The sequence below is a fragment of the Pseudomonas sp. PDM28 genome, assembly GCF_019219115.1.
GTDB classification, from domain to species: Bacteria; Pseudomonadota; Gammaproteobacteria; order Pseudomonadales; family Pseudomonadaceae; genus Aquipseudomonas; species Aquipseudomonas laurylsulfatiphila.
Window position 1 is genome coordinate 81,855 of record NZ_JAHUWG010000012.1, and the last position, 21,524, is coordinate 103,378.

The window sequence follows — 21,524 nt, forward strand, 5'->3', positions numbered from 1 at the left end:
TGTGAACATGAGTGATAGCACTGTTACTCCGGCCGCTGACGCACCCGCGGCCAAATCTTCCCTGCATTGGCCGACGCTGCTGATCGGCATATGCCTGGTCGCTAGCGTAGCCGGTGGGTTGGGGTGGCTCATGCACAAGCCCAAGGCGCCGGCGCCTGCGTTGGCCAGTGACAAACTGGGTATGGGCCGCCCGGATGGTTTGCTGGAAACCCATTCCTTGAGCCAATTGCCCAAAGACCTGCTCGCGGTGCCCTTCCTCAAGGAAACCCTGACCGAAGATTTCGTCTTCTACTACGAAACCCACGCCGATCGCCTCGGTTTGATCGGCAGTCTGCGGCGGATCATCTACGAACATGACCTGAAGTTGCAGGACACCCTGATCGAGCAACTGTTCGATCAGCCTGCCGACGTGGCGTTGTGGCGCGGGGCGGACGGGCGGCTCAAGGATTTCCTGCTGGTGATGGATCGCGGCGGCCTGGCCAAGGTGCTGGAACCGCTGGCCAAAGTCGCGCTGGACGACTCGCAGCTGAGCAAGGTCGCTGACGTGAAGGTCGGCAGCGAAGACGTGCCGCTCTATCAACTCAATTACAACGCCAGCAAGGCGCTGTTGTTCGCGTCCCATGGCGACAAACTGGTGGTGCTGTCCAATCCGGCGAAACTCTACGATCCGCAAAACGGTGCAACGGAGGAGCCGGGCAGCGTATCGACCACGGCCGTTGCCGCGCTGCTTAGTGGCGAAAAACTGTTTCCCGAAGCCTTCGGTCTGCCGCCTCGTGCGCCGCAGGTGAAACAACGCCTGTCGGTGAATGCCAGTGTGCTGGCCATGGGTTACCAGCGTTTCATTCCGAACTTCGCCGGCCTGCGTTTCGACATGGACGACAAGGGCTGGCACAGCTTCCTGGCCATGGATGAACTGGAGAATCAGCCGGACTTCGATTTCAAACCGATCTGGCAAGCCATGCCCATGGGCGCAAGCGCTTGTGTAGCGTTGCCGCTGGCTGCCGAACAACAGAAGCCGCTGCTGGTGAAACTCGGTGCCGAGGAGACGGTGGCCCAGGCACTGACCGAACACATGGCCGGCGCGGCGGGGCTGTGCTGGTATGCCGATTCGCGGTTGTACACGCCCTTGCTGGTGGCCAGCCTCAACGATGACGACGGCGGCAAACTCGATGGGGACCTGGGCAAGCTGTTCGGCTCGATGGTCGGTGCGCACGAGAGCAATGTCGAGGACGGTGCCTTCCCGGTGGTGGAAAAACAGCAAGGCCAGAGCCATCAATGGCAACGCCAGGTCAGCTCCAGTTTCGGGCCTTATGCGGCCAAGGAAGCTCAAGATCCCGATGCCATCACCGGCAAGGCGTTCATGAAAGTCAGCCTGGCGCGCCATGGTTCGACGTTGCTGTTTTCCCTCGACGACAAGCTGGTGGACAAGGCCCTCGGCACCCTCGACAAACGCTTCCCGCCGATGGCCGACGTGGTGCCCAAAGACCTGTTGATGCCAGTCTATTTCGGCCCCGATTCCATGGCGCAACTGATGCGCCAGGAAACCCTCGACAGCCTGCCCCAGGACATGGAACCGGTGTTCTACAACGCCGCGCAAACCTTCCTGATTCCGAAACTGCGCACGCTCGGTGGCTACGGCAAATACGCCCTGACCTTGCCCGAAGGCAGCGAGCCAGACGGCCACTGGCAGTGGCTGCCGCTGGAGTGGAAAGCGCTGTGACGGCATTGATCCGCAGTCTCGGCCTGCTGGCGTTGTTGCTGAGCGCAAGTGCCCGCGCTGTCGAGGCGCCGTCGCTCGACCCGCAGCAATCCCAGGTGTTCCGCGCCTGGTTCGTGCGCATTGCCCAGGAGCAACTGAGCCAGGGTCCGAGCCCCCGTTGGTATCAGCAAGACTGCGCCGGACTGGTGCGCTTTGCCGCCAATGAAGCGCTGAAAGTCCATGACGACAAATGGCTGCGCAGCAATGGCCTGTCCAATCGTTACCTGCCGCCGGAACTGCAATTGAGCGATACCCAGCGCGGTCTCGCCCAGCAGTGGCAGCAGGGTGGCGGCAAGGTCGGGCCGTACGTCAACGCGATCAAATTGATCCAGTTCAACAGCCATCTGGTCAGTCGCGATGTGTCACAGGCGCGACCGGGCGACCTGATGTTTTTCGATCAGGGCGACGACCAGCACCTGATGATCTGGATGGGTCGCTACATCGCCTATCACACCGGCACCACCACCCCCACCGACAACGGCATGCGTTCGGCAAGCCTGCAGCAACTCATGACATGGAAGGACACCCGATGGATACCCGACGCAGCCAACCCCAACTTCATCGGCGTCTATCGACTGAATTTTCTCTCCCAATGACCGGTGCCCGCATGCTGCGTTTTCTGTCTCTGATGTTGGTGTGGATGCTGCCACTCTCGGTGGTTAACGCCGATGACTCGGTTCCGGCCAGCGGCTATGCGCTAGTGGCCGGCGAGAGCTTTTTCCTGCTGGCCGACAGCAGTTTCGCCAGCGATGAGCCGGCGATGGTGCGCCTCGAAGCGCCGGGCCGCGACTATCGCCGGTTTCGCATGGAGCCCTATGGCGGCGCGGACATTCGGGTGTATCGCATCGACAAGCCGCTGGACTTCCTCAAGCGCCAGAAGAACCTGCATCGGGTGGTCAGCGATGGCCAGTTCAAGGGTGAAGGTCTGTCCAACACCCTCGCGTACCTGTGGGACAACTGGTATCGCAAATCCCGCCGGGTGATGCAGCGGGCGTTTTCCTACGAGTCGCGTAAACAAGTCACCGAGGAAGTGCCGGAACTGAAGATGGGCAACGCGATGGCCGCGCCGACGCCCTACGATGCGCAGCCGCAATTCGCGTTGATACCCGGTTTGCCGGTGGTCAGCCAGTTCCGTTATCCGTTGTGGCAGGCCAAGCCGATCCAGCCACCGGCAGGGGTGAACCTGGCCGGATCTTCCAGCGAGTTTGTCAGTGTCGCGCCGGGCAATGTGTACATCCCGCTGGGCACTCTCAAACCGGGTCTTTATCTGGTGGAAGCGCTGATCGGCAAGTACCGCGCGACCACCATGGTGTTCGTCTCCAACACCGTGGCGGTGAGCAAGATTGCCGGTGACGAATTGCTGGTGTGGGCCGCGCGCAAACACGAAGGCAGCTCGGTGTCGAAGGTCAATGTGCTGTGGACCGACGGCCTGGGTGTGATGAGCAGCGGCGCCACCGATAGCGACGGCTTGCTGCGCCTGAAACACGTCAGCCCCGAGCGTTCCTTCGTGATCGGTGAAGACGAAGAGGGCGGGGTGTTCGTCTCCGAGAATTTCTACTACGACAGCGAAATCTACGACACCAAACTCTATGCCTTCACCGACCGACCGCTGTATCGGCCGGGGGATTGGGTGTCGCTGAAAATCGTCGGACGTGAATTCAAGAACGCGCGGGACTCGGTGCAGCCAAGCGCTGCCGACGTCAATGTGAGCGTGCTCGATGCCACCGGCACGGCGCTGCAATCCCTCGATCTGAAGCTCGATTCCAGGGCCGGCACCCAGGGCCGCTTCCAGTTGCCAGACAATGCCGTGGCCGGTGGTTATGAACTGCGTTTCACCTACAAGGACCAGACCTACAGCAGCGCCTTTCGCGTCGCGGAATACATCAAGCCGCACTTCGAGATTTCGCTCAATCTGGCCAAGCAGGATTACCGCACCGGCGAGCCGGTCAAGGGCAGCCTGGTGCTGCTGTACCCGGACGGTAAACCAGTGGCCAATGCGAAATTGAGCCTGAGCCTGCGCGCCCAACAGTTGTCGATGGTCGACAACGAACTGCAATACCTCGGGCAATTTCCGGTGGAGCTGAGCAGTACCGAACTGACCACCGACGCCAAGGGCAACGCAACGCTCGACCTGCCCGCCGCCGACAAGCCAAGTCGCTACATGTTGACCGTGTTCGCCAGCGACGGCGCGGCGTATCGGGTCAAGACCACCAAGGAAATCCTCATCGACCGTGGCGCGGCGAACTTCCGCTTGAGCGCGCCCCGACGCTTCAGCGCGGTGGGCGACAAGGTTGCGTTCAGCTACACCCGCGAAGGCGAGCAGGCCCAGGCCGTTACACCGGGCAGCTACGGTTGGGTACGTCTGGAAGATCAGAGCACCGGCGAGGGCAAACTCGCGGCAACCGATAAAGGTTTCACCCTGGCCTTTGACCGCCCGGGCACCTACAACCTGACGCTCAAGGATGACCACGGTCGCGTGGTTGGCGCCACCGGGCATTCGGTCACCGGTGAAGGTGTCAAAGCCGTACCCGGCACCGTGGAAATCGTCCTCGACAAGCCCGAGTACGTCACCGGCGATGAGGCGCTGGCGCTGATCACTTTCCCGGAGCCGGTCAACGATGCCTTGCTGTCGCTGGAGCGGGACAAGGTCGAGGCGACCGCGCTGCTGTCCAGAGGCGGTGACTGGCTGAAAACGGAAAAACTCAGCGATACCCAATACCGCGCGCGCATCCCGGTGAAGGACGGCTTCGCGCCGAACCTGACCTTCTCGGTGCTGTACACCAAGGGCGGCCAGTACAGTTTCCAGAACGCCGGCATCAAGGTGGTAACGCCACAAATCGACGTGGTCATCGCCACCGATAAAGACACCTACCAGCCGGGCGAAACCGTCTCGGTGGACCTGACGACTCAATTTGCCGGTAAGCCGATCCCGGCGCACCTGACAGTCAGCGTGGTCGATGAAATGGTCTACGCCCTGCAACCGGAAGTGGCGCCGAGCATCGACCAGTTCTTCTATCACCCACGGCGCAACAACGTGCGCACCAGCGCCAGTTTGTCGTTCATCAGTTATGACGTTGCCTTGCCGGGCAGCCCCGGTGCACCGGGCAAAGCCAATCGCAGTGAGCGCGGCGTGAAGGTGTTGGAACGGCCGCGTCGCGAGGACGTCGACACGGCGACGTGGCAGCCAGAATTGCTGACCGACGCCAACGGCAAAACCCGCTTCACCTTCAAGATGCCCGACTCCCTGACCCGCTGGCGCATCACCGCCAGGGCCATCGCCGATGACGGTCAGGTCGGACAGAAGAAGCAATTCGTACGCTCGGAAAAACCGCTGTACCTGAAATGGAGCGGGCCGAGTCGATTCCGTACCGGCGACAAACCGGACCTCGGTGTGTTCGCCTTCAGTCAGGCCGAGAAACCGGTCAAGGTCGAACTGGTGACCCGTTACGCCGGCAACGAACAGCGCGTGCCTGTGACCCTGAACAGCGGCATCAACTACATCCCATTGCCGGCGTTCGAACTGGCCAATGGCGAGTGGAGCGCGGAGCTGGTGCAGGACGGCAAAACCGCTGACGCGTTGACGGTGCAGCTGAGCGCGACCGGTGAAGGTTGGCGGGTGACGCAATCCCAGAGTCTCGATGTGAGCAGCGGCGATACACCGCTGACTCTGCCGGCAGACGCAACCGATATTCGCCTGCGCCTGGATGACAGTCCGCAAGCGTTGTTCCGTTCTGCCCTCGACGATCTGTTGAGCTACCCCTACGGTGGCGTCGAGCAAACCGCCAGTCGCCTGTTGCCGTTGAGCATTGCCTACCCGACGCTGGCGGCGAATCCGCAGATCCGCGATCGCTTGCGCCTGATCATGCAAAACAGTCGCCTGCGCCTGGTACAAATGGCCGGTCCTTCGGCGAGCTTCACCTGGTGGGGCATGGACGGTGAGCCGGACGCGTTTCTCACGGCCTACGCCTATTACGCCGACTGGCACGCCAGCCGGGTGCTGGACCTGAGCCTGCCGCCGGAGCACTGGCAGCGGGTGCTGGAGGTCTACGCCAAACAGGCGAACAACACGCCGCTATTGCAGCGGGCGCTGATCCTGTCGTTCGCCAAACAGATGCAGTTGCCGGTCAACACCTTGCTCAGTGGGCTGATGGATGACCTGGCGAAAGCGGGCGAGGGCAGTGCCGCGAATCTGATGGAAGGCGGTGAAGACAGCCTCGTCATGAGCGACCCGGATTCAGCCCTGGGGCTGGCTGCCGCGCGAGTGCTGACGGCTTCGCTGGCCAGGCAGGCGAAGGTCGTTCTGCCGGATGCGTTCAACCGGCAACTGGCCGACGCGCAGCAACGTCTGGCGGTCAGTTCCCAGCCGTTCGCCGAAGCGCTGAACCTGTCGCTGCAACCCTTCGATCAGGCTCGCGCCCAGGCGTTGTTGCAACGCCTGTTGCCGCAGCAATCGACCCTTGAGCGGGCATTGGCGCTCACCTGGCTGCAGCGCAGCATCGAGCAGGCATCGCCCACCATTGCATTGGCGCCGGGTGAAGGCTGGAAGAAACAGTACGGGGTTTCTGGTGAGATGTATTGGACGTGGCAGGGGCCTGCGCCAGTGCCAGCGGTATTGACGCTGAGCGGGGTGCAGGAGCGTCCGCTGCGCGCTGCATTGAGCTATCGCAGCCAGCAGCCGGCGGTGGATCCGATGGCCGTGACCATCACCCGTCGCCTGTCGCGGCTGGTGCCGGGGGATGAAGCGTTTACCTTCAAACTCGAAGCGGTCGGCAACGCGCCGCTGTCCAGCGACAATCTTTATCTCGACGAAGTGATTATCACCAGCAAAGCTGCCAAACCGCTGCGCTACGGCCTGCTGGAAGTGCCGCTGCCACCGGGTGCCGATGTCGAGCGCACGACCTGGGGCATCAAGCTCATGGGCAAGGCTGGCACCGAACCGACATCGCTGGAGAAGGCGCGTTTCGAACCGGGGCAAATGGCTTATGCCGTTCCGGTCGATGCCTTGAGTGGCGAATTGCGCCTGCGGCATCTGGTGCGTTTCTCGCAGAAGGGGCAGTTCAACTTGCCACCGGTGCGATTCACTCAGGTGTATGCGCCGCAGCATCAGGCGATGGAGCAGAAGGCAGCCCTTGGCCAGGTCACGGTTCACTGACGTGCACAGATTGCTGCTGGGGTGGCTGCTGTGTTTGATCCCTGTGCTGGCGACAGCACAGGATGAACCGCTGCGCCTGGCCTTCAAGGGCGATTTATTGTCGTTGAGCCGAACTCAGGTGATCGCCCGCGAGCCACTGCCGCAGACCTTGCAGGCGCCGTTGGGCAGTGTGTGGAAGTTGTTCGTCTACGCCTGGCTGGTGGACACCAGTGCGCGTGAGCCGGCTTATGAATGTCGCGGCCAGTCGAAGGAAGAAGTCTATTGCTGCACGGCGGGCGGCAGGATCGAGCGCGATCAGGCGTTGGTGAAGTCATGCGGTCTGTATTTCGAACCCGCGCGACTGGGCATCCGAGAGGCCGACTGGCGAACCTATTGGCAGGCACGGCAGGCGCCGCCATGGTTACTGGATTTGCCTTCGTTGCAACCGGCTACCCGGGTTTCGGTGGCGCAGCTGCTGAAAGTGCTCTCGGTACTGCCGGCACAGGATCAAGCCCGACGTGTGTTGCTCGATGTGGTGCTCAATGCCGCCGATGGCCATGTCGTCGGCGAACTCGGAAGCAGCCTGCGGGTGAAGACCTGGAGCTGGTTGGCGGATCAGGATGCCACGTCACGCCAGGGCGGATTTGCCGGTTGGACGGCGGAGGGTGCATCGGTCTGGGCCGGGGGACGGGGCACCAGTCAGCGGGTACTGCGCGATTACGCCCGGGCGTTGTCCACGGTGATTCCTGTTGCCTGGCCTGCGGATACAGGGAAGTGTGTCGAGGTCGACCTGTTCTCCCGCTATCCACTTCGGCGTGTCTTGTCAGGAGGCTCTGCGGTGACTTCCGGAGCGTTACAGGGTGACTACCGCGTCGAATTCGCCAACGGCAATGCGCTGGATATCCACAGCGATGGCGAACTCTTTCTGCTGGACGACAAGCTCGTCGCCCGGCTGGATCGCGAAGAGTACGTCGCCCGTGTGCTCCAGCGCGAAGCCACTGCCGAGCCGGTCGAGGCCGCCAAAGCCCTCGCGGTGGCCATCCGCACGTACCTGCTGCAAAACGCCACGCGCAGCGGCGATTGCCTGAGCATCGACGACAGCAGCAGTCGTCAGCGGGTCGCGCCACGTCCGGCATCGTCCGGGTCACGCGACATCGCCGCGTGGACCAGCGACTTGGTCCTGGCCGGCAGTACCGTCACCTATCATTCCGATCAACCTGGCCCGGACAAGCTGTCATGGCAGCAAGCCGTCGAACAGGCCCGTAGCGGCCAGCGCTACGACGCCATCCTGCTGCACGCCTACCCACGCGCCAGCCTCAGTCGCTGGGACAACCCGGTCGCGTCCTGCGAAGCATTGCCTGCCGCGCAAGACTGGCTGCAGAAACAACGGCGCGGCTGGCGTGCGCGGTTGCAAGGCGAGGTCGGCTACAACGAAGTCGGCACCTTCGCCGTATGCCGCCTGGCCTTCGGACGCCCTTATGTCAACCGCGAACGCCAGCGTATCTACGTGCGTGGCGTGCTGACGCTGCAAGACCGCCTCGACCTGACCCACGAATACCTGCACCTGGCCTTCGAGGCACACCCCAACGGCCAGGATGAAACCTACATCGAAGGGCTCGCCCGCCACCTCTTGCTGGAATAGACCATGAAACTCCGTTATCCACAGGTCTTGCTGTGTCTCTGCTCGCTGCTGGCGTTGCCATCAGTGATGGCGGCGGACAGCGTCAAACTCGACACCCCCGCAGGCGGCTGGCGCACCGGCGCGCCCGGGGGCGAGGGAGAAAGCTTCCGGCAGGTCGTCAACTACCCGGCCTCATCGGTCAACACCCCGGCAGGGCAGGCCAACACCGCACGCATCAGCGGCCAGATCAAAGCCACAGCGAAATCCACAGAGCCCGGCCGGCTGATCGTCAACGGGGTGAGCATGCCGCTGAAAATCGATCCGGCCGGCCGCTTCGATCGCCCCTTCTCATTCCCTAACGGCAGCAACAGCGTCGAAGTTCGCAACCCCGATGGCCAGCAACGTCATCGCACGCAATTCCTCAACAGCAGCGGCGGTGCGACCCCGGCCAAGTTACGTGTATTGCTGGCATGGGACAGCGACAACACCGACCTCGACTTGCACCTCATCACCCCCGACGGCGCGCACATCTGGTACGGCGACCGCGTCGCCCCCAACGGCGCAGCGCTCGACGTCGACGTCACGACCGGCTACGGCCCGGAAATCTTCGCCATGCCTGCACCGATCAAGGGGCAGTATCTGGTGTATGTGAACTACTTCGGTGGCGGCTACAGCAGTGATGAGGAAGGGCAGGAAGACGCGGTACAGGCGCTGACCACCGCGCAGGTGACGGTGATTACCGAGGAAGGCACGCCGAGTGAAAAGATGGAGACCTTCCTGGTGCCGATGCGCGCGGTGGGGGAGTTGACGTTGGTGAAGGGGTTTAGTTATCCGTGAGGGGATAGTGACAGCAGTGCTGACACTATTAGCTCTGCATTTGTCTCCGCGCTGCTGAGACAAATGCAGGTTTTGGGCAGTTAACTTTCCAGCAGACATTAAAAAGCCGGCTTGTGGCCGGCTTCTCGGGGACTGGCTTGGATCATTTTTGGTAAACCGCGCCAGCCTTCAAAACGTACACCCGGATCTTGCGTCCGGCTGTGGGACCTGGTGAGAAAGTCATCTGTCAGGTCAGCGCATCTGAGCCGCAGGGCGGGTCGATGCGCAAATGTGGGGCGCAGCATACGCAGGTTTGATGGAAATTCCCAGCGGGAAGTGCCGCGCAGAGCTGTTCGGCCACCTGGGTGGGTGGCCGATGGGCGTTGTGGAGCGTTTAAAGAAAGGGCACCGCCGGCCGCCGCTTGTTCAGGGTCGACCACCAGAACACCCAACCCAGTACCCTGATGTTCTGTTCCTCGATTTGTGCCGCTCGGAAGATTTCATCCGGGTACTCGGCGCGGTTGTGGCTGCGCAATCGCAGGGAGTTGCCCGGTAGTCGGTGCAGGTACTTGATGCGCAGCATGCCGTCATGTTCGATGGCGTAGATCTCGCCATCGATAATCTGGGTCAGGCCACGATCAATCGCCAGGGTCGAACCGTCTTCAATTTTCTCGCCCATGCTGTTACCGCTCATGAAGGCGCAGATGGCGTCGGCGTGGTTGATTTCCAGTGAGTCGAGATGGCTGCGGGGCAGGCGAATGGACGTCTCGGGATCTTCTATGACGTGGGTTTTGTTGGATCCCGGGGCGATGACAGCTTCTTTGTAGAAAGGCAGTTCGACGTCGACAGGCTCGATGACCGTGTAGATACCGCGGATGGTTTGGGCGTCGAAGATGTTGCCTGACTCCTCGATCAGGCGCAGATGCCGGGCGTCTTTCGAGCCTTCGCCGGTTTTCAGCCAGTCACTGTTGACGGAGAGTTTTCTGGCGACTTCTTCCATGCAATGGGCAGGCACGCCGCGGGTGTACCAGTTATGGACATTTTGCGGAGCCGTATCCAGAAAGTCGGCAAATCCGGTGGTTGTGATGTTCGCTGCTTCGAGGAGCGCTTTAAAGCGTGGGCCGCTAGTGTTCTTTTTCATGAACGCGAGTCTACTGACGGCGGGTAAGGGTTTGAATAAACGCCTCGTTCAAATTTCGTGGGTAATTTACGACCGGATGTAAGACGTTCTTGAGGAACTTTAAACAGACAAAAACGAAGATCGAACAAGGCTAAACATCATGTTTAACGCACTTACCAAGCGCCCACAAAAAACCCCGGATCACCCGGGGTTTTTCTTGAAGCCTGTCGCTGGAAGCTCGCGGCTTCTCTTAACCTTTATAGGCAGCAACCGACTTGGTGATCGCGTCGCGGGCGGCGTCTGCACCGGCCCAGCCTTCGATTTTCACCCATTTGCCTTTTTCGAGATCTTTGTAGTTCGCGAAGAAGTGCTCGATCTGCTGGATCAGCAGTGCTGGCAGGTCGGTGTATTCCTTGACGTCGACGTACAGCTGGGACAGCTTGTCGTGCGGAACAGCGATGACTTTGGCATCGCCGCCACCGTCGTCGGTCATGTTCAGGATGCCGACCGGGCGAGCGCGGATCACCGAACCAGGAGCAACCGGGTAAGGGGTCACGACCAGCACGTCGAGGGGATCACCGTCGTCAGCCAGGGTGTTCGGGATGTAACCGTAGTTGGCCGGGTAGAACATTGGGGTGGCCATGAAACGGTCAACGAACAGGCAATCGCTGTCTTTGTCGATTTCGTATTTGATCGGCGCGTGGTTGGCCGGAATCTCGATCGCGACGTAGATGTCGTTCGGCAGGTCTTTGCCAGCCGGAATCTTGCTGTAGCTCATTGGGCGTTGCCCCCGTTAGTTGACCAGAAACACTTGGCCGGATTGACCAAAAAGTGGCGGCGATTATAGGCATATTCCTGTGTCGACGCCATGTACCAGAAGTCGTATGGCGCTCACTGGTGTGCCTGATAGACAGGGTCATGCGCCTGAAGTTGCTTCAACCTTGCCAGCGGGTCCTGGCGATAGAACAGCTTCAGCTGCTGGTACACCTGTGGATAAGCCTCGTGTAGCAAATCCGGGGCGCTGAAGAAGTATTCGCTGGTGACGGCGAAGAACTCGGCAGGATTTTCGGCGGCGTACGGGTCGATGGCGGTTTCAGCGTCGGGATTGCGTTCCAGTTGCCGGTCCAGGTCGTCGTAGGCCTCTTGCATGACCTTGGCCCAGTCGCTGACCCGCATGTCGGGATGCAGTGGCGGCAGGCCATTGGCGTCACCGTTGAGCATGTCGAGTTTGTGCGCCAGTTCGTGGATCACCAGGTTGTAGCCTTCCCAGCCTCCGCTGGCCAAAACGCCGGGCCAGGCGAGGATGATCGGGCCTTGCTGCCAGGCTTCTCCGCTGTGCTCACCGTCCCATTCATGCTCGACACCGCTGGCGTCGCGATGGCGCTGGGGGCTGAGGAAGTCGTCGGGATAGAGAATGATTTCGTGGAAGCCCTGATACCAGTTCAGGTCGCCGAGGTGAAGCAGCGGCAGTTGCGCCTGGGCAGCGAGCAGCAAGCGTTGCTCCTGGTGCAGTTCTACGCCGGGGAGGGCGGTCAGGTGCTTGTCTTCGAGGAACAGCACGCAAGCTTCGCGCAGCCATTGGTCTTCGGCGGCACTGATGCCATCGAGAAAGCTCAGGTGATGACGCACCCGTTGCCACATGTCATCGGCAATCGGGTGCCTGGCCAGGGTGCGCCGGCGACGCCAGGCGCTCAGGGACCACATCGTGTCAGCGCGATTCGGCTTTGGAGCTCGAACCGGCAAGGCGGCTACGCACCATGCCGATGATCATCGGCACCAGCGACAACAGGATGATGCCCACAATCAGCAGCGACAGGTTCTTCTTGATGAACGGTACGTTGCCGAAGAAATAACCGAGGGTCACCAGGCCACCGACCCAGAGGATGGTGCCCAGCACACTGAAGGCAAAGAACCGCGGATAGGGCATTTTCCCCACCCCGGCGACGAACGGTGCAAAGGTACGGATGATGGGCAGGAAGCGCGCCAGGGTCACGGTTTTGCCGCCATGCTTGTCGTAGAAATCATGGGTTTGTTGCAGGTAGTCGCGGCGGAAGATCTTCGAGTTCGGATTGCTGAACAGTTTTTCACCCGCCGTTCGTCCGATGATGTAGTTGGTGCTGTCGCCCAGGATCGCCGCCAGCATCAGCAGGCCGCCGAGCAGTACCGGATCCATGCCGCCACCGGCCGCCACGGCGCCGGCGATGAACAGCAGGGAGTCTCCCGGCAGGAAGGGCATGACCACCAGGCCGGTTTCACAAAAGATCACCAGGAACAGAATGGCGTAGATCCATGCCCCGTAGTTGGCTACAAGCATGTCGAGGTAGACGTCGAGATGCAGGACAATGTCGATCGGGTTGAAATCCATGGATAGCACCTGTGGTATTGGCCCGACTCTGCAGGCCTGTGCGGATGACTTCGCGTAAGACTACGGATAGGGGTAGTTTTTCTTACAAGCCGGGAATATCGGGATTATACGAGGCGAGTGGTGAAAATCGCGTCGAGATTGTAGCGGGGAATGTCATGACAGGGCTGATGTTTGATAACGAACAGGTGGGAGCGAACCTGCTCGCGATGCCAGCGCGAGCAGGGCGCAGGTGATTCAGAGTTCGTCGCTGATCGGCAGCACATAGTTCTTGAATTCGGTGTCTACCTTGAATCCGATGGATTCGTAGGTTTTCTGCGCGATTTCGTTGTTGCTGCTGGTGGAAACGCGCATGCGTACGGCATTGGTTTCCTTGGCCATTTTTTTCGCGGTACGGATCAGGTTGTCGGCCACCAACTGGCGGCGGGCGTCCTCGGCGACATAGATGTCGTTGAGGATCCACACACGTTTGAGTGACAGCGAGGAGAAGCTCGGGTACAGCTGACAGAAGCCCATCAGCTTGTGGCTGTCGTCATCGGACAGCGCCAGGTAGATCACCGATTCCTTGCGACGCAGGCGTTTTTCGAGGAACGCCCGGGACGAGTCCGGATACGGCAGGGAGCCATAAAACTCGCGATATTTGACGAACAACGGGGTCAGCAGGTCCAGGTGTTCGAGGGTCGCTTGAATAATCCGCATGGTAGGTCTCGTCTTCAAGTGGCTGTCTTACGTCTCTGACGGCGATGGGAAACCCTTGGCGGCCGTGCAACGATCCTGCCTTAAACTGGTACGAATGTGCAATGCGGAAGCGGTTCAGGCATTCGGTGGCCCAAGCAGGAAATTATCTTTCATGTCGGCTCCCGCGTCCGATTCCAGTGTCTGAACCTGTGCTTCATCCTTAAGATTGACCCCTGACAGCTGCCGTCGGCAGGCTTCGCGCATCAAATACAGCAAACGGTGTGCCGCCATGCCGTAACTCAGGCCCTCGAGCCGCACGTTGGAGATGCAATTGCGGTAGGCATCGGTAAGGCCGACTTTGGGATTGTAGGTGAAATATAAACCCAGGCTGTCCGGGGAGCTGAGGCCAGGGCGTTCGCCGATGAGGATGACGGTCATTTTCGCACCCAGCAGCTCACCGATTTCGTCAGCGACCGCCACGCGCCCCTGTTCCACCAATATCACCGGTGCAACAGTCCAGCCTTCAGCTGCAATCTGTTCCTCGAGGCGTGCCAGAAAGGGCAGGGTATGGCGATGAACGGCCAGAGCCGACAGGCCGTCGGCGATCACAATCACCAGATCGACTCCGCCAGGATGCGCCGCAGCGTAGTCACGCAGGGTTTTTGCCGACGCATCACTCAGCTTTCGTCCCAGGTCCGGGCGTTGCAGGTAACTGTTGCGGTCGATTGCGGCGCTGTGCAGCAAAAGGCTTTGGTGTCCGCGTTCGGCCAGTTGTGAGTTGAGTGCCGCGTGATCGAACGGCAAGTGCACCGCATCCCGTGCCTGGGCGTGGGCGTACTGGAAGTCCAGTTGCGCGCGGGTGGGAATACTGGTGCCGGTTCGGCCCAGGGCAATTCGCGCCGGTGTCAGGCGTCGCAGTTCCAGCCATGGGTTGTGGGGGTCAAAGGGTAGTTTATCCATGTCATTACTCATCCCAATTGCGCCAAGGCCTGCCGAAAGGCCGGCGGAAGGCTGTCACCGAAGAGAATCCTGCCGTCCGATTGAGTGAAGATGCCCATTTTCGCCAGCCATTGCTCGAACTCCGGCGCGGGCTTCAACCCCAGGGTCTGTCTGGCGTAGAGCGCATCGTGGAACGAGGTGGTCTGGTAGTTGAGCATGATGTCGTCGGAACCCGGGATACCCATGATGAAGTTGATCCCGGCGACACCCAGCAGGGTCAGCAGGGTGTCCATGTCGTCCTGGTCGGCTTCGGCATGGTTGGTGTAGCAGATGTCGCAACCCATGGGCACACCGAGCAGTTTGCCGCAGAAGTGGTCCTCCAGGCCGGCGCGGATGATCTGTTTGCCGTTGTACAGGTATTCCGGGCCGATAAAGCCGACGACGGTGTTGACCAGAAACGGGTTGAAGTGACGCGCGACGGCATAGGCGCGGGTTTCGCAGGTTTGTTGATCGACGCCATGGTGAGCGTTGGCCGACAGAGCACTGCCCTGGCCGGTTTCGAAGTACATCAGGTTCTGGCCCAGGGTGCCGCGATTCAGACTCAATCCAGCGTCATAGCCTTCCTTCAACACACTCAGGTTGATGCCGAAACTGGCATTGGCCGCTTCGGTGCCGGCGATCGACTGGAATACCAGATCCAACGGGACGCCGCGATTCACCGCTTCGATCGACGTAGTGACATGGGTCAGCACACACGCCTGGGTCGGGATTTCGTAGCGCTGGATGATTGCGTCGAGCATCTCCAGCATCGCGCAAATCGAGGCGATGCTGTCGGTGGCCGGGTTGATGCCGATCATCGCGTCGCCATTGCCGTGCAGCAGGCCGTCGAGAATGCTCGCGGCGATGCCGGCCGGTTCGTCGGTGGGGTGGTTGGGTTGCAGTCGTGTGGACAGGCGCCCGCGTAGACCCAGGGTGCCGCGAAACTGCGTGACCACGCGGATTTTTTGCGCCACCAACACCAGATCCTGCACACGCATGATCTTTGATACGGCGGCGGCCATTTCCGGCGTCAGACCGGGTGCCAGGGCGCGCAGGACCTGTTCATCGGCGGCATCACTGAGCAGCCAGTCGCGAAAACCGCCGACGGTGAGGTGGCTGACGACCGCGAAGGCATTTTTGTCGTGGGTGTCGATGATCAGTCGGGTGACTTCATCGGATTCGTAGGGGATCAGTGCTTCCTGCAGAAAGTGGCTTAGCGGCGTGTCGGCCAACGCCATCTGTGCGGCCACTCGCTCGCCATCGTTGAGGGCGGCGACGCCGGCCAGAAAATCTCCGGAGCGGGCCGGGCTGGCCTTGGCCATCACTTCCTTGAGGCTGTCGAAGCGGTAAGTCTGGGCGCCGACGGTATGGGCGAATGTGGCCATGGGGCGGTGTCCTCCAATAATGACTGCAATCTGCTCTTCCTATGGGAGCGGGCTTGCTCGCGAATGCGGTGTGACTTTCAAAATAGATGCCGACTGACACGACGCCTTCGCGAGCAAGCCCGCTTCCACAGGGGAGCTGCGTGCACTTCAATCATGCAGGCGCCGGGCAGCGGGCCCGGCACCGGTGCATTTTAGATACCTTCGAGCATAGCGTCCGCCGGAGCTTCGGAGCGTTGCCGGGCGGTCAACTGGAAGTACAGGTAACCGGCGATCATGAACCCGAGGAAGATCAGGCCGATCAAGGTGTTGAACCACGCCATCGCCACCAGGCACACCACCGCCAGGAACAGCGCGATTCCCGGTACGATCGGATAGCCTGGCGCACGGAAGGTGCGTTCCAGGTTCGGCTCGGTTTTACGCAGTCTGAACAGGCTCAGCATACTGATGATGTACATCACGATGGCGCCGAATACCGACATGGTGATCATTGCCGCCGTCAGGGTCATGCCTTGCAGATTGACCAGACCATCGCTGTAGATGGCTGCAATGCCGATCACGCCACCGGCCAGAATGGCCCGGTGCGGTGTCTGGAAGCGCGAGAGTTTGGCCAGGCCTTTGGGCAGGTAGCCAGCGCGAGCCAGGGCGAAGAACTGGCGTGAATAGCCAAGAATGATCCCGTGGAAACTCGCCACCAGGCCGAACAGACCGATCCACACCAGCATGTGCATCCAGGTCGAATTATTGCCGACCACGGCTTTCATTGCCTGGGGCAACGGATCGTTGATGTTCGACAGTTGGCGCCAGTCGCCCACGCCGCCGGCCATCACCATCACGCCGATGGCCAGGAACACCAGCGTCAGAATGCCGCTGACGTAGGCCTTGGGGATGGTGCGTTTCGGGTCCTTGGCTTCCTCGGCGGCCATGGCTGCGCCTTCGATAGCGAGAAAGAACCAGATCGCGAAGGGAATGGCGGCGAAGATGCCAGGAATCGAGCCCATCGTGAACTCATTGGCACCCGACCAGCCGTTCAGTACGAAATTGCTGAAACTGAAGCCCGGGGCGACCACACCCATGAACACCAGCAGTTCAGCGACGGCCAGCACGGTGACCACCAGTTCGAAGGTGGCCGCGATGCTGACGCCGAGGATATTCAGGCCCATGAACACGAAGTAAGCGCCAACGGCGGCGATCTTCGGGTCCAGTTCCGGGTATTGCACGTTGAGGTAGGCGCCGATAGCCATGGCGATGGCCGGTGGGGCAAAGACGAATTCGATCAGGGTGGCGATGCCGGCGATCAACCCGCCTTTCTCACCAAAGGCCCGGCGACTATAGGCAAATGGCCCGCCGGCGTGGGGAATCGCCGTCGTCAGTTCGGTGAAGCTGAAAATGAAGCAGGTGTACATCGTCGCCACCATCAGGGCGGTGACGAGAAAACCCAGGGTGCCTGCGGTGCCCCAGCCGTAACTCCAGCCGAAGTACTCGCCGGAGATCACCAGGCCGACGGCAATGCCCCATAGATGCAGGGTGCCGAGTGTGGGTTTGAGCTGTGTGGAAGAAGTAGTCATAAGTCCTCTCTATTTTTTATTGTTCGATCTTTTGGACTTTCGGGTGTGACGGGTTGGGTGAAACGCTGAATGACGGGTACGCAAGGCCCGTGCCAGAGCGGCCAGAGCTTGGGTGTTGTGTCATTTTGGGCGCCTTCGCGAGCAAGCCCGCTCCCACATTGGACTTGTGTTCACACTCCCCCCCTGTGGGAGCGGGCTTGCTCGCGAAGGCGGTAGAAAGGGCGACACGGGGATCAGTGTCGCCCTCGGTTTTAGAAGAAGCCCAACGGATTGATGTCGTAGCTCACCAGCAGGTTTTTGGTCTGCTGATAGTGGTCGAGCATCATCTTGTGGGTTTCACGGCCGACGCCGGACTTCTTGTACCCGCCGAACGCGGCGTGCGCCGGGTACAGGTGGTAGCAGTTGGTCCACACACGACCGGCCTTGATCGCCCGGCCCATGCGGTAGGCGCGGTTGATGTCGCGGGTCCAGAGGCCGGCGCCCAGGCCGAACTCGGTGTCGTTGGCGATGGCCAGGGCTTCGGCTTCGTCCTTGAAGGTGGTGATGCTCACCACCGGGCCAAAGATTTCTTCCTGGAACACGCGCATCTTGTTGGTGCCCTTGAGCAGCGTCGGCTGGATGTAATACCCGCTCGCCAGGTTGCCCTCGAGTTTTTCCACCTTGCCGCCGGTCAACAGTTCGGCACCTTCGCCCTTGGCGATTTCCAGGTACGACAGGATCTTGTCGAATTGCTGCTCGGACGCCTGGGCGCCGACCATGGTGTCGGTGTCCAGCGGGTCGCCGCGTTTGATTTGCAGGACCTTCTTCATCACCACTTGCATGAACTCGTCGTAGATCGACTCCTGCACCAGGGCGCGGGACGGGCAGGTGCAGACTTCGCCCTGGTTGAAGAACGCCAGCACCAGGCCTTCGGCGGCTTTCTCGATGAAGGACGGTTCGGCCTTCATGATGTCTTCGAAGAAGATGTTCGGCGACTTGCCACCCAGCTCCACGGTGGACGGAATGATGTTTTCGGCGGCGCATTTCATGATGTGCGAGCCGACCGGGGTCGAGCCGGTGAAAGCAATCTTGGCGATGCGTTTGCTGGTGGCCAGGGCTTCGCCGGCTTCTTTGCCGAAGCCTTGCACGATGTTCAGCACGCCCGGTGGCAGCAGGTCGCCGATCAGTTCAACCAGCACGGTGATGCCCAGCGGGGTTTGCTCGGCAGGCTTGAGCACCACGCAGTTGCCGGCAGCCAGGGCCGGGGCGAGTTTCCAGGCGGCCATCAGGATCGGGAAGTTCCACGGGATGATCTGGCCGACCACGCCGAGGGGTTCATGGATGTGATACGCCACGGTGTTGCCGTCGATTTCGGCAGCGCTGCCTTCCTGGGCGCGGATGCAGCCGGCGAAGTAGCGGAAATGGTCGGCGGCCAGCGGGATGTCGGCGTTGAGGGTTTCGCGCACGGCTTTGCCGTTGTCCCAGGATTCGGTGATTGCCAGCAGTTCCAGGTTCTGTTCGATGCGGTCGGCGATTTTCAGCAGCACCAGCGAGCGCGCCTGGGCGGACGTGGCGCCCCAGGCATCGGCGGCTGCGTGGGCAGCGTCCAGGGCCTTGTCGATGTCTTCGGCCGTGGAGCGGGGGAATTCGGCAATGGGTTGGCCATTCACTGGCGAGGTATTGGTGAAGTACTGACCTTTGACAGGCGCGACGAACTCGCCGCCGATGTAGTTACCGTATTTGGCTTTGAACGAAACGATAGCGCCTTCAGTACCGGGGTGAGCGTAACGCATGGTGGTCTCTCCTTGCTTTTGTGCTTATAGGGAGTCGCGCATGTGCGCTTGCTATAAGCGTAGAGCAAGGGGCGGGCCAGTGCGTTGCAGCTCAGGCAAATCAAGGCCTTGCGCATTTTTTGTCGGACGGATGGAGTGCGCCTGTGACGCTTTCGGTACACCTGGCGTGACACTTTGTACCGCTTCTGGCACAGCCTCTGACCGAGCGGTCTTGCCAGCATTGCAATGCAGGCCCGGCTGGAGGATGCTCGGGCAATCACAAGGATTGACGCTGCATCACCCCTGTAGGAGCTGCCGCAGGCTGCGATCTTTTGATCTTGAAAAAATCAAAGTCAAAAGATCGCAGCCTGCGGCAGCTCCTACAGGGAACGTGTACACCTTTCGGGGGGAGAACAATAAGAAATGCACGACAACCATTTGAGTCGCCATGCCCAGCAGGTTCTGACCGTCACTCAGGGCAAGGCCCACCTGCATGGCCCTGGCAGTGATCCGTCCATCGCCCGCTCCTGGCTGCGCTGCCTTGAGGACTATCACCTCGACCCGGCCCTGAGCATCGCACCGACGGTGCTTGAGCATGGACGTGTCCTGGAAAGCCGCGAACGCTTGCAGCAAGTGCTGCACATCGCTGGCAATGAAATGACCAGCTTGCACCAGCAACTCTCCGGTGCCGGCCATGCAGTGCTGCTGACCGACGCTCGCGGCGTGATCCTCAATTGCGTCACCGCGCCTGCCGAACGACAGATTTTCGAGCGTGCCGGGCTCTGGCTTGGTGCCGACTGGAGCGAGGCCTGCGAAGGCACAAACGGCATCGGCACCTGCCTGGTGGAGCGTCAGTCGCTGACCATCCATCAAGACGAACACTTTCGCGGCCGCCACACCGGCCTGACCTGCTCGGCGAGCCCGGTCTTCGATCCCCATGGCGAATTGCTGGCGGTGCTCGACGTATCGTCGGCACGGCGTGACGTGTCGCGGCAAAGTCAGTTCCACACCATGGCGCTGGTCAATCTGTCGGCGAAGATGATCGAGAGCTGTTACTTCCTGCGCTGCTTCGACAATCAATGGTTGCTGCGTTTTCACTTGCAGGCCGAGTCCGTCGGTTTGTTCAGCGAAGGGTTGCTGGCGTTCGACGGAGAAGGGCGCATCAGCGCGGTCAATCAGAGTGCGCTGAACCTGCTGGGACACATTCGCGGCGGCTTGCTGGGTAAGCCGGTGGAAGCGTTTTTCGATTGCTCGCTCGATGAGTTGCTGGGGCGGGCGAGTATCAATGCCGCGGCCAGTTGGCCATTGCGTACCCGTGATGGTCGCAAGTTGTTCGCGGTATTGCGCGGCGAGGCGCGGCGGTCACTGCCGATTCCGATGGAGCCTGCTCCCAAGGCCGCACCTGCACCGCGCCTGTCGGGCATTTGCCTGGATGATGTGGCCTTGCAGGCGGATTTTCGCAAGGCCTTGCGCGTCTACGAGCGCGACGTGCCGCTGCTGATCAACGGCGAAACCGGGTCCGGCAAGGAGGCCTTCGCCAAAGCGGTGCACCACGCCAGCCAGCGGGCGGAAAAAGCCTTCGTCGCCCTCAATTGCGCGGCCATTCCCGAGAGCCTGATCGAAAGCGAGCTGTTCGGTTACCGTGGCGGCAGCTTCACCGGCGCACGCAAGGAAGGCATGCGCGGCAAGTTGCAACAGGCCGACGGCGGGACCTTGTTCCTCGATGAAATCGGTGACATGCCACTGGCCCTGCAGACGCGATTGCTCAGGGTGCTTGAGGACCGGCAGGTGGTGCCGATCGGTGGCGAGCCGGAAGCGGTAAATGTGCGGATCATCAGCGCCACCCACCGTAATTTGCTGGATCGCGTGCAGGACGGCAGCTTCCGCGAGGATTTGTATTACCGCCTCAACGGGCTGGAAGTCGCGCTGCCGGCTTTGCGTGATCGCAGTGACAAATCGCAGTTGCTCGATTTTTTACTGGCCGAAGAGGCGCACGGAGAAGCGGTGTTGATTGACGGACCGGCACGCGAGGCATTGTTGGGATTTGCCTGGCCGGGCAACGTACGCCAGTTGCGAAATGTGCTGCGTACGCTGGCAGCCCTGTGTGAGGACGGACGGATCGGTCTGGAAGATTTGCCGGCCATGATTCGTTCGGCCAGGCCGGCGATGGCGCAGGTTGTCGAGGAACCATCGGAGCATCCGCTGGAGGATGCCGAGCGGCTGGCGTTACTCAGTGCGCTGGAGCAGACGCGCTGGCATATGACGCATACGGCGGAGCAGCTTGGGGTCAGTCGCAATACCCTGTATCGCAAGCTGCGTAAACACGGTATTGCCCGGTAAACCGGGTCGCGAAGGCGT

At 61.0% G+C, this 21,524-nt stretch carries 15 protein-coding genes; 6 read left to right on the plus strand and 9 right to left on the minus strand.

Going from position 1 to position 21,524, the window contains the following annotated elements; translation table 11 throughout:
- Positions 1–7: 7 nt before the first annotated feature.
- Genes KW841_RS25575 through KW841_RS25595 form a run of 5 tightly spaced genes read left to right on the plus strand, consistent with a single transcriptional unit; the run spans position 8 to position 9,348 of the window.
- Positions 8–1,720, plus strand: coding sequence for a DUF2138 domain-containing protein (locus KW841_RS25575; protein WP_218480224.1), 1,713 nt, complete (start codon positions 8–10; stop codon positions 1,718–1,720).
- The gene (locus tag KW841_RS25580; RefSeq protein WP_218480225.1) at positions 1,717–2,355 is read left to right on the plus strand and encodes a DUF1175 family protein; all 639 of its coding nucleotides are present in this window, start codon (positions 1,717–1,719) and stop codon (positions 2,353–2,355) included. Before KW841_RS25575 ends, KW841_RS25580 begins: the two co-directional genes overlap by 4 nt.
- Positions 2,352–6,911, plus strand: coding sequence for an alpha-2-macroglobulin (locus KW841_RS25585; RefSeq protein ID WP_218480226.1), 4,560 nt, complete (start codon positions 2,352–2,354; stop codon positions 6,909–6,911). The genes KW841_RS25580 and KW841_RS25585 overlap by 4 nt, the downstream gene beginning before the upstream one ends.
- A 1-nt stretch (position 6,912) precedes the next feature.
- Positions 6,913–8,532 (plus strand): DUF2300 domain-containing protein, encoded by a 1,620-nt coding sequence (locus tag KW841_RS25590; RefSeq protein ID WP_218480227.1) that lies wholly within the window; start codon positions 6,913–6,915, stop codon positions 8,530–8,532.
- A 3-nt stretch (positions 8,533–8,535) separates the two neighbouring features.
- On the plus strand, positions 8,536–9,348 hold the full coding sequence (locus KW841_RS25595; protein WP_218480228.1) for a YfaP family protein: 813 nt from the start codon (positions 8,536–8,538) through the stop codon (positions 9,346–9,348).
- Between the two features lie 373 nt (positions 9,349–9,721).
- Here KW841_RS25595 and KW841_RS25600 read toward each other — a convergent pair whose 3' ends face one another.
- The 9 genes from KW841_RS25600 to KW841_RS25640 form a co-directional block, all read right to left on the minus strand.
- Complete coding sequence (locus tag KW841_RS25600; RefSeq protein WP_007970191.1) at positions 9,722–10,468, minus strand: S24 family peptidase; 747 nt, start codon at positions 10,466–10,468, stop codon at positions 9,722–9,724.
- A 229-nt stretch (positions 10,469–10,697) separates the two neighbouring features.
- A complete protein-coding gene (gene ppa / locus KW841_RS25605) occupies positions 10,698–11,225 on the minus strand; it encodes an inorganic diphosphatase (protein ID WP_007894323.1) in 528 nt (175 codons plus the stop codon).
- 113 nt (positions 11,226–11,338) lie between these two features.
- A complete protein-coding gene (locus KW841_RS25610) occupies positions 11,339–12,151 on the minus strand; it encodes a zinc-dependent peptidase (RefSeq protein ID WP_007970193.1) in 813 nt (270 codons plus the stop codon).
- Positions 12,152–12,155: 4 nt separating this feature from the next.
- Positions 12,156–12,812, minus strand: coding sequence for a DedA family protein (locus tag KW841_RS25615; protein ID WP_007970195.1), 657 nt, complete (start codon positions 12,810–12,812; stop codon positions 12,156–12,158).
- A gap of 234 nt (positions 12,813–13,046) precedes the next feature.
- The gene (locus tag KW841_RS25620) at positions 13,047–13,508 is read right to left on the minus strand and encodes an N-acetyltransferase (protein WP_007970197.1); all 462 of its coding nucleotides are present in this window, start codon (positions 13,506–13,508) and stop codon (positions 13,047–13,049) included.
- Between the two features lie 114 nt (positions 13,509–13,622).
- A complete protein-coding gene (eutC, locus tag KW841_RS25625) occupies positions 13,623–14,459 on the minus strand; it encodes an ethanolamine ammonia-lyase subunit EutC (RefSeq protein ID WP_371319543.1) in 837 nt (278 codons plus the stop codon).
- On the minus strand, positions 14,456–15,850 hold the full coding sequence (locus KW841_RS25630) for an ethanolamine ammonia-lyase subunit EutB (protein ID WP_218480230.1): 1,395 nt from the start codon (positions 15,848–15,850) through the stop codon (positions 14,456–14,458). Before KW841_RS25630 ends, eutC begins: the two co-directional genes overlap by 4 nt.
- A gap of 191 nt (positions 15,851–16,041) precedes the next feature.
- On the minus strand, positions 16,042–17,415 hold the full coding sequence (eat, locus tag KW841_RS25635) for an ethanolamine permease (RefSeq protein WP_218480231.1): 1,374 nt from the start codon (positions 17,413–17,415) through the stop codon (positions 16,042–16,044).
- A gap of 251 nt (positions 17,416–17,666) precedes the next feature.
- The gene (locus tag KW841_RS25640) at positions 17,667–19,187 is read right to left on the minus strand and encodes an aldehyde dehydrogenase family protein (protein WP_095965731.1); all 1,521 of its coding nucleotides are present in this window, start codon (positions 19,185–19,187) and stop codon (positions 17,667–17,669) included.
- Positions 19,188–19,589: 402 nt separating this feature from the next.
- Here KW841_RS25640 and KW841_RS25645 point away from each other — a divergent pair, with 402 nt between their 5' ends.
- A complete protein-coding gene (locus KW841_RS25645) occupies positions 19,590–21,506 on the plus strand; it encodes a sigma-54-dependent Fis family transcriptional regulator (protein ID WP_218480232.1) in 1,917 nt (638 codons plus the stop codon).
- Positions 21,507–21,524 lie beyond the last annotated feature (18 nt).

Bases quoted from the DNA above. Each gene is read 5' to 3' on its own strand.
- KW841_RS25645 (WP_218480232.1), top strand. From the start codon at position 19,590: ATGCACGACAACCATTTGAGTCGCCATGCCCAGCAGGTTCTGACCGTC.
- KW841_RS25585 (WP_218480226.1), top strand. From the start codon at position 2,352: ATGACCGGTGCCCGCATGCTGCGTTTTCTGTCTCTGATGTTGGTGTGG.
- ppa (WP_007894323.1), bottom strand. From the start codon at position 11,225: ATGAGCTACAGCAAGATTCCGGCTGGCAAAGACCTGCCGAACGACATC.
- KW841_RS25595 (WP_218480228.1), top strand. From the start codon at position 8,536: ATGAAACTCCGTTATCCACAGGTCTTGCTGTGTCTCTGCTCGCTGCTG.
- KW841_RS25620 (WP_007970197.1), bottom strand. From the start codon at position 13,508: ATGCGGATTATTCAAGCGACCCTCGAACACCTGGACCTGCTGACCCCG.
- KW841_RS25640 (WP_095965731.1), bottom strand. From the start codon at position 19,187: ATGCGTTACGCTCACCCCGGTACTGAAGGCGCTATCGTTTCGTTCAAA.
- eutC (WP_371319543.1), bottom strand. From the start codon at position 14,459: ATGAGTAATGACATGGATAAACTACCCTTTGACCCCCACAACCCATGG.
- KW841_RS25575 (WP_218480224.1), top strand. From the start codon at position 8: ATGAGTGATAGCACTGTTACTCCGGCCGCTGACGCACCCGCGGCCAAA.
- eat (WP_218480231.1), bottom strand. From the start codon at position 17,415: ATGACTACTTCTTCCACACAGCTCAAACCCACACTCGGCACCCTGCAT.
- KW841_RS25600 (WP_007970191.1), bottom strand. From the start codon at position 10,468: ATGAAAAAGAACACTAGCGGCCCACGCTTTAAAGCGCTCCTCGAAGCA.
- KW841_RS25615 (WP_007970195.1), bottom strand. From the start codon at position 12,812: ATGGATTTCAACCCGATCGACATTGTCCTGCATCTCGACGTCTACCTC.
- KW841_RS25610 (WP_007970193.1), bottom strand. From the start codon at position 12,151: ATGTGGTCCCTGAGCGCCTGGCGTCGCCGGCGCACCCTGGCCAGGCAC.
- KW841_RS25630 (WP_218480230.1), bottom strand. From the start codon at position 15,850: ATGGCCACATTCGCCCATACCGTCGGCGCCCAGACTTACCGCTTCGAC.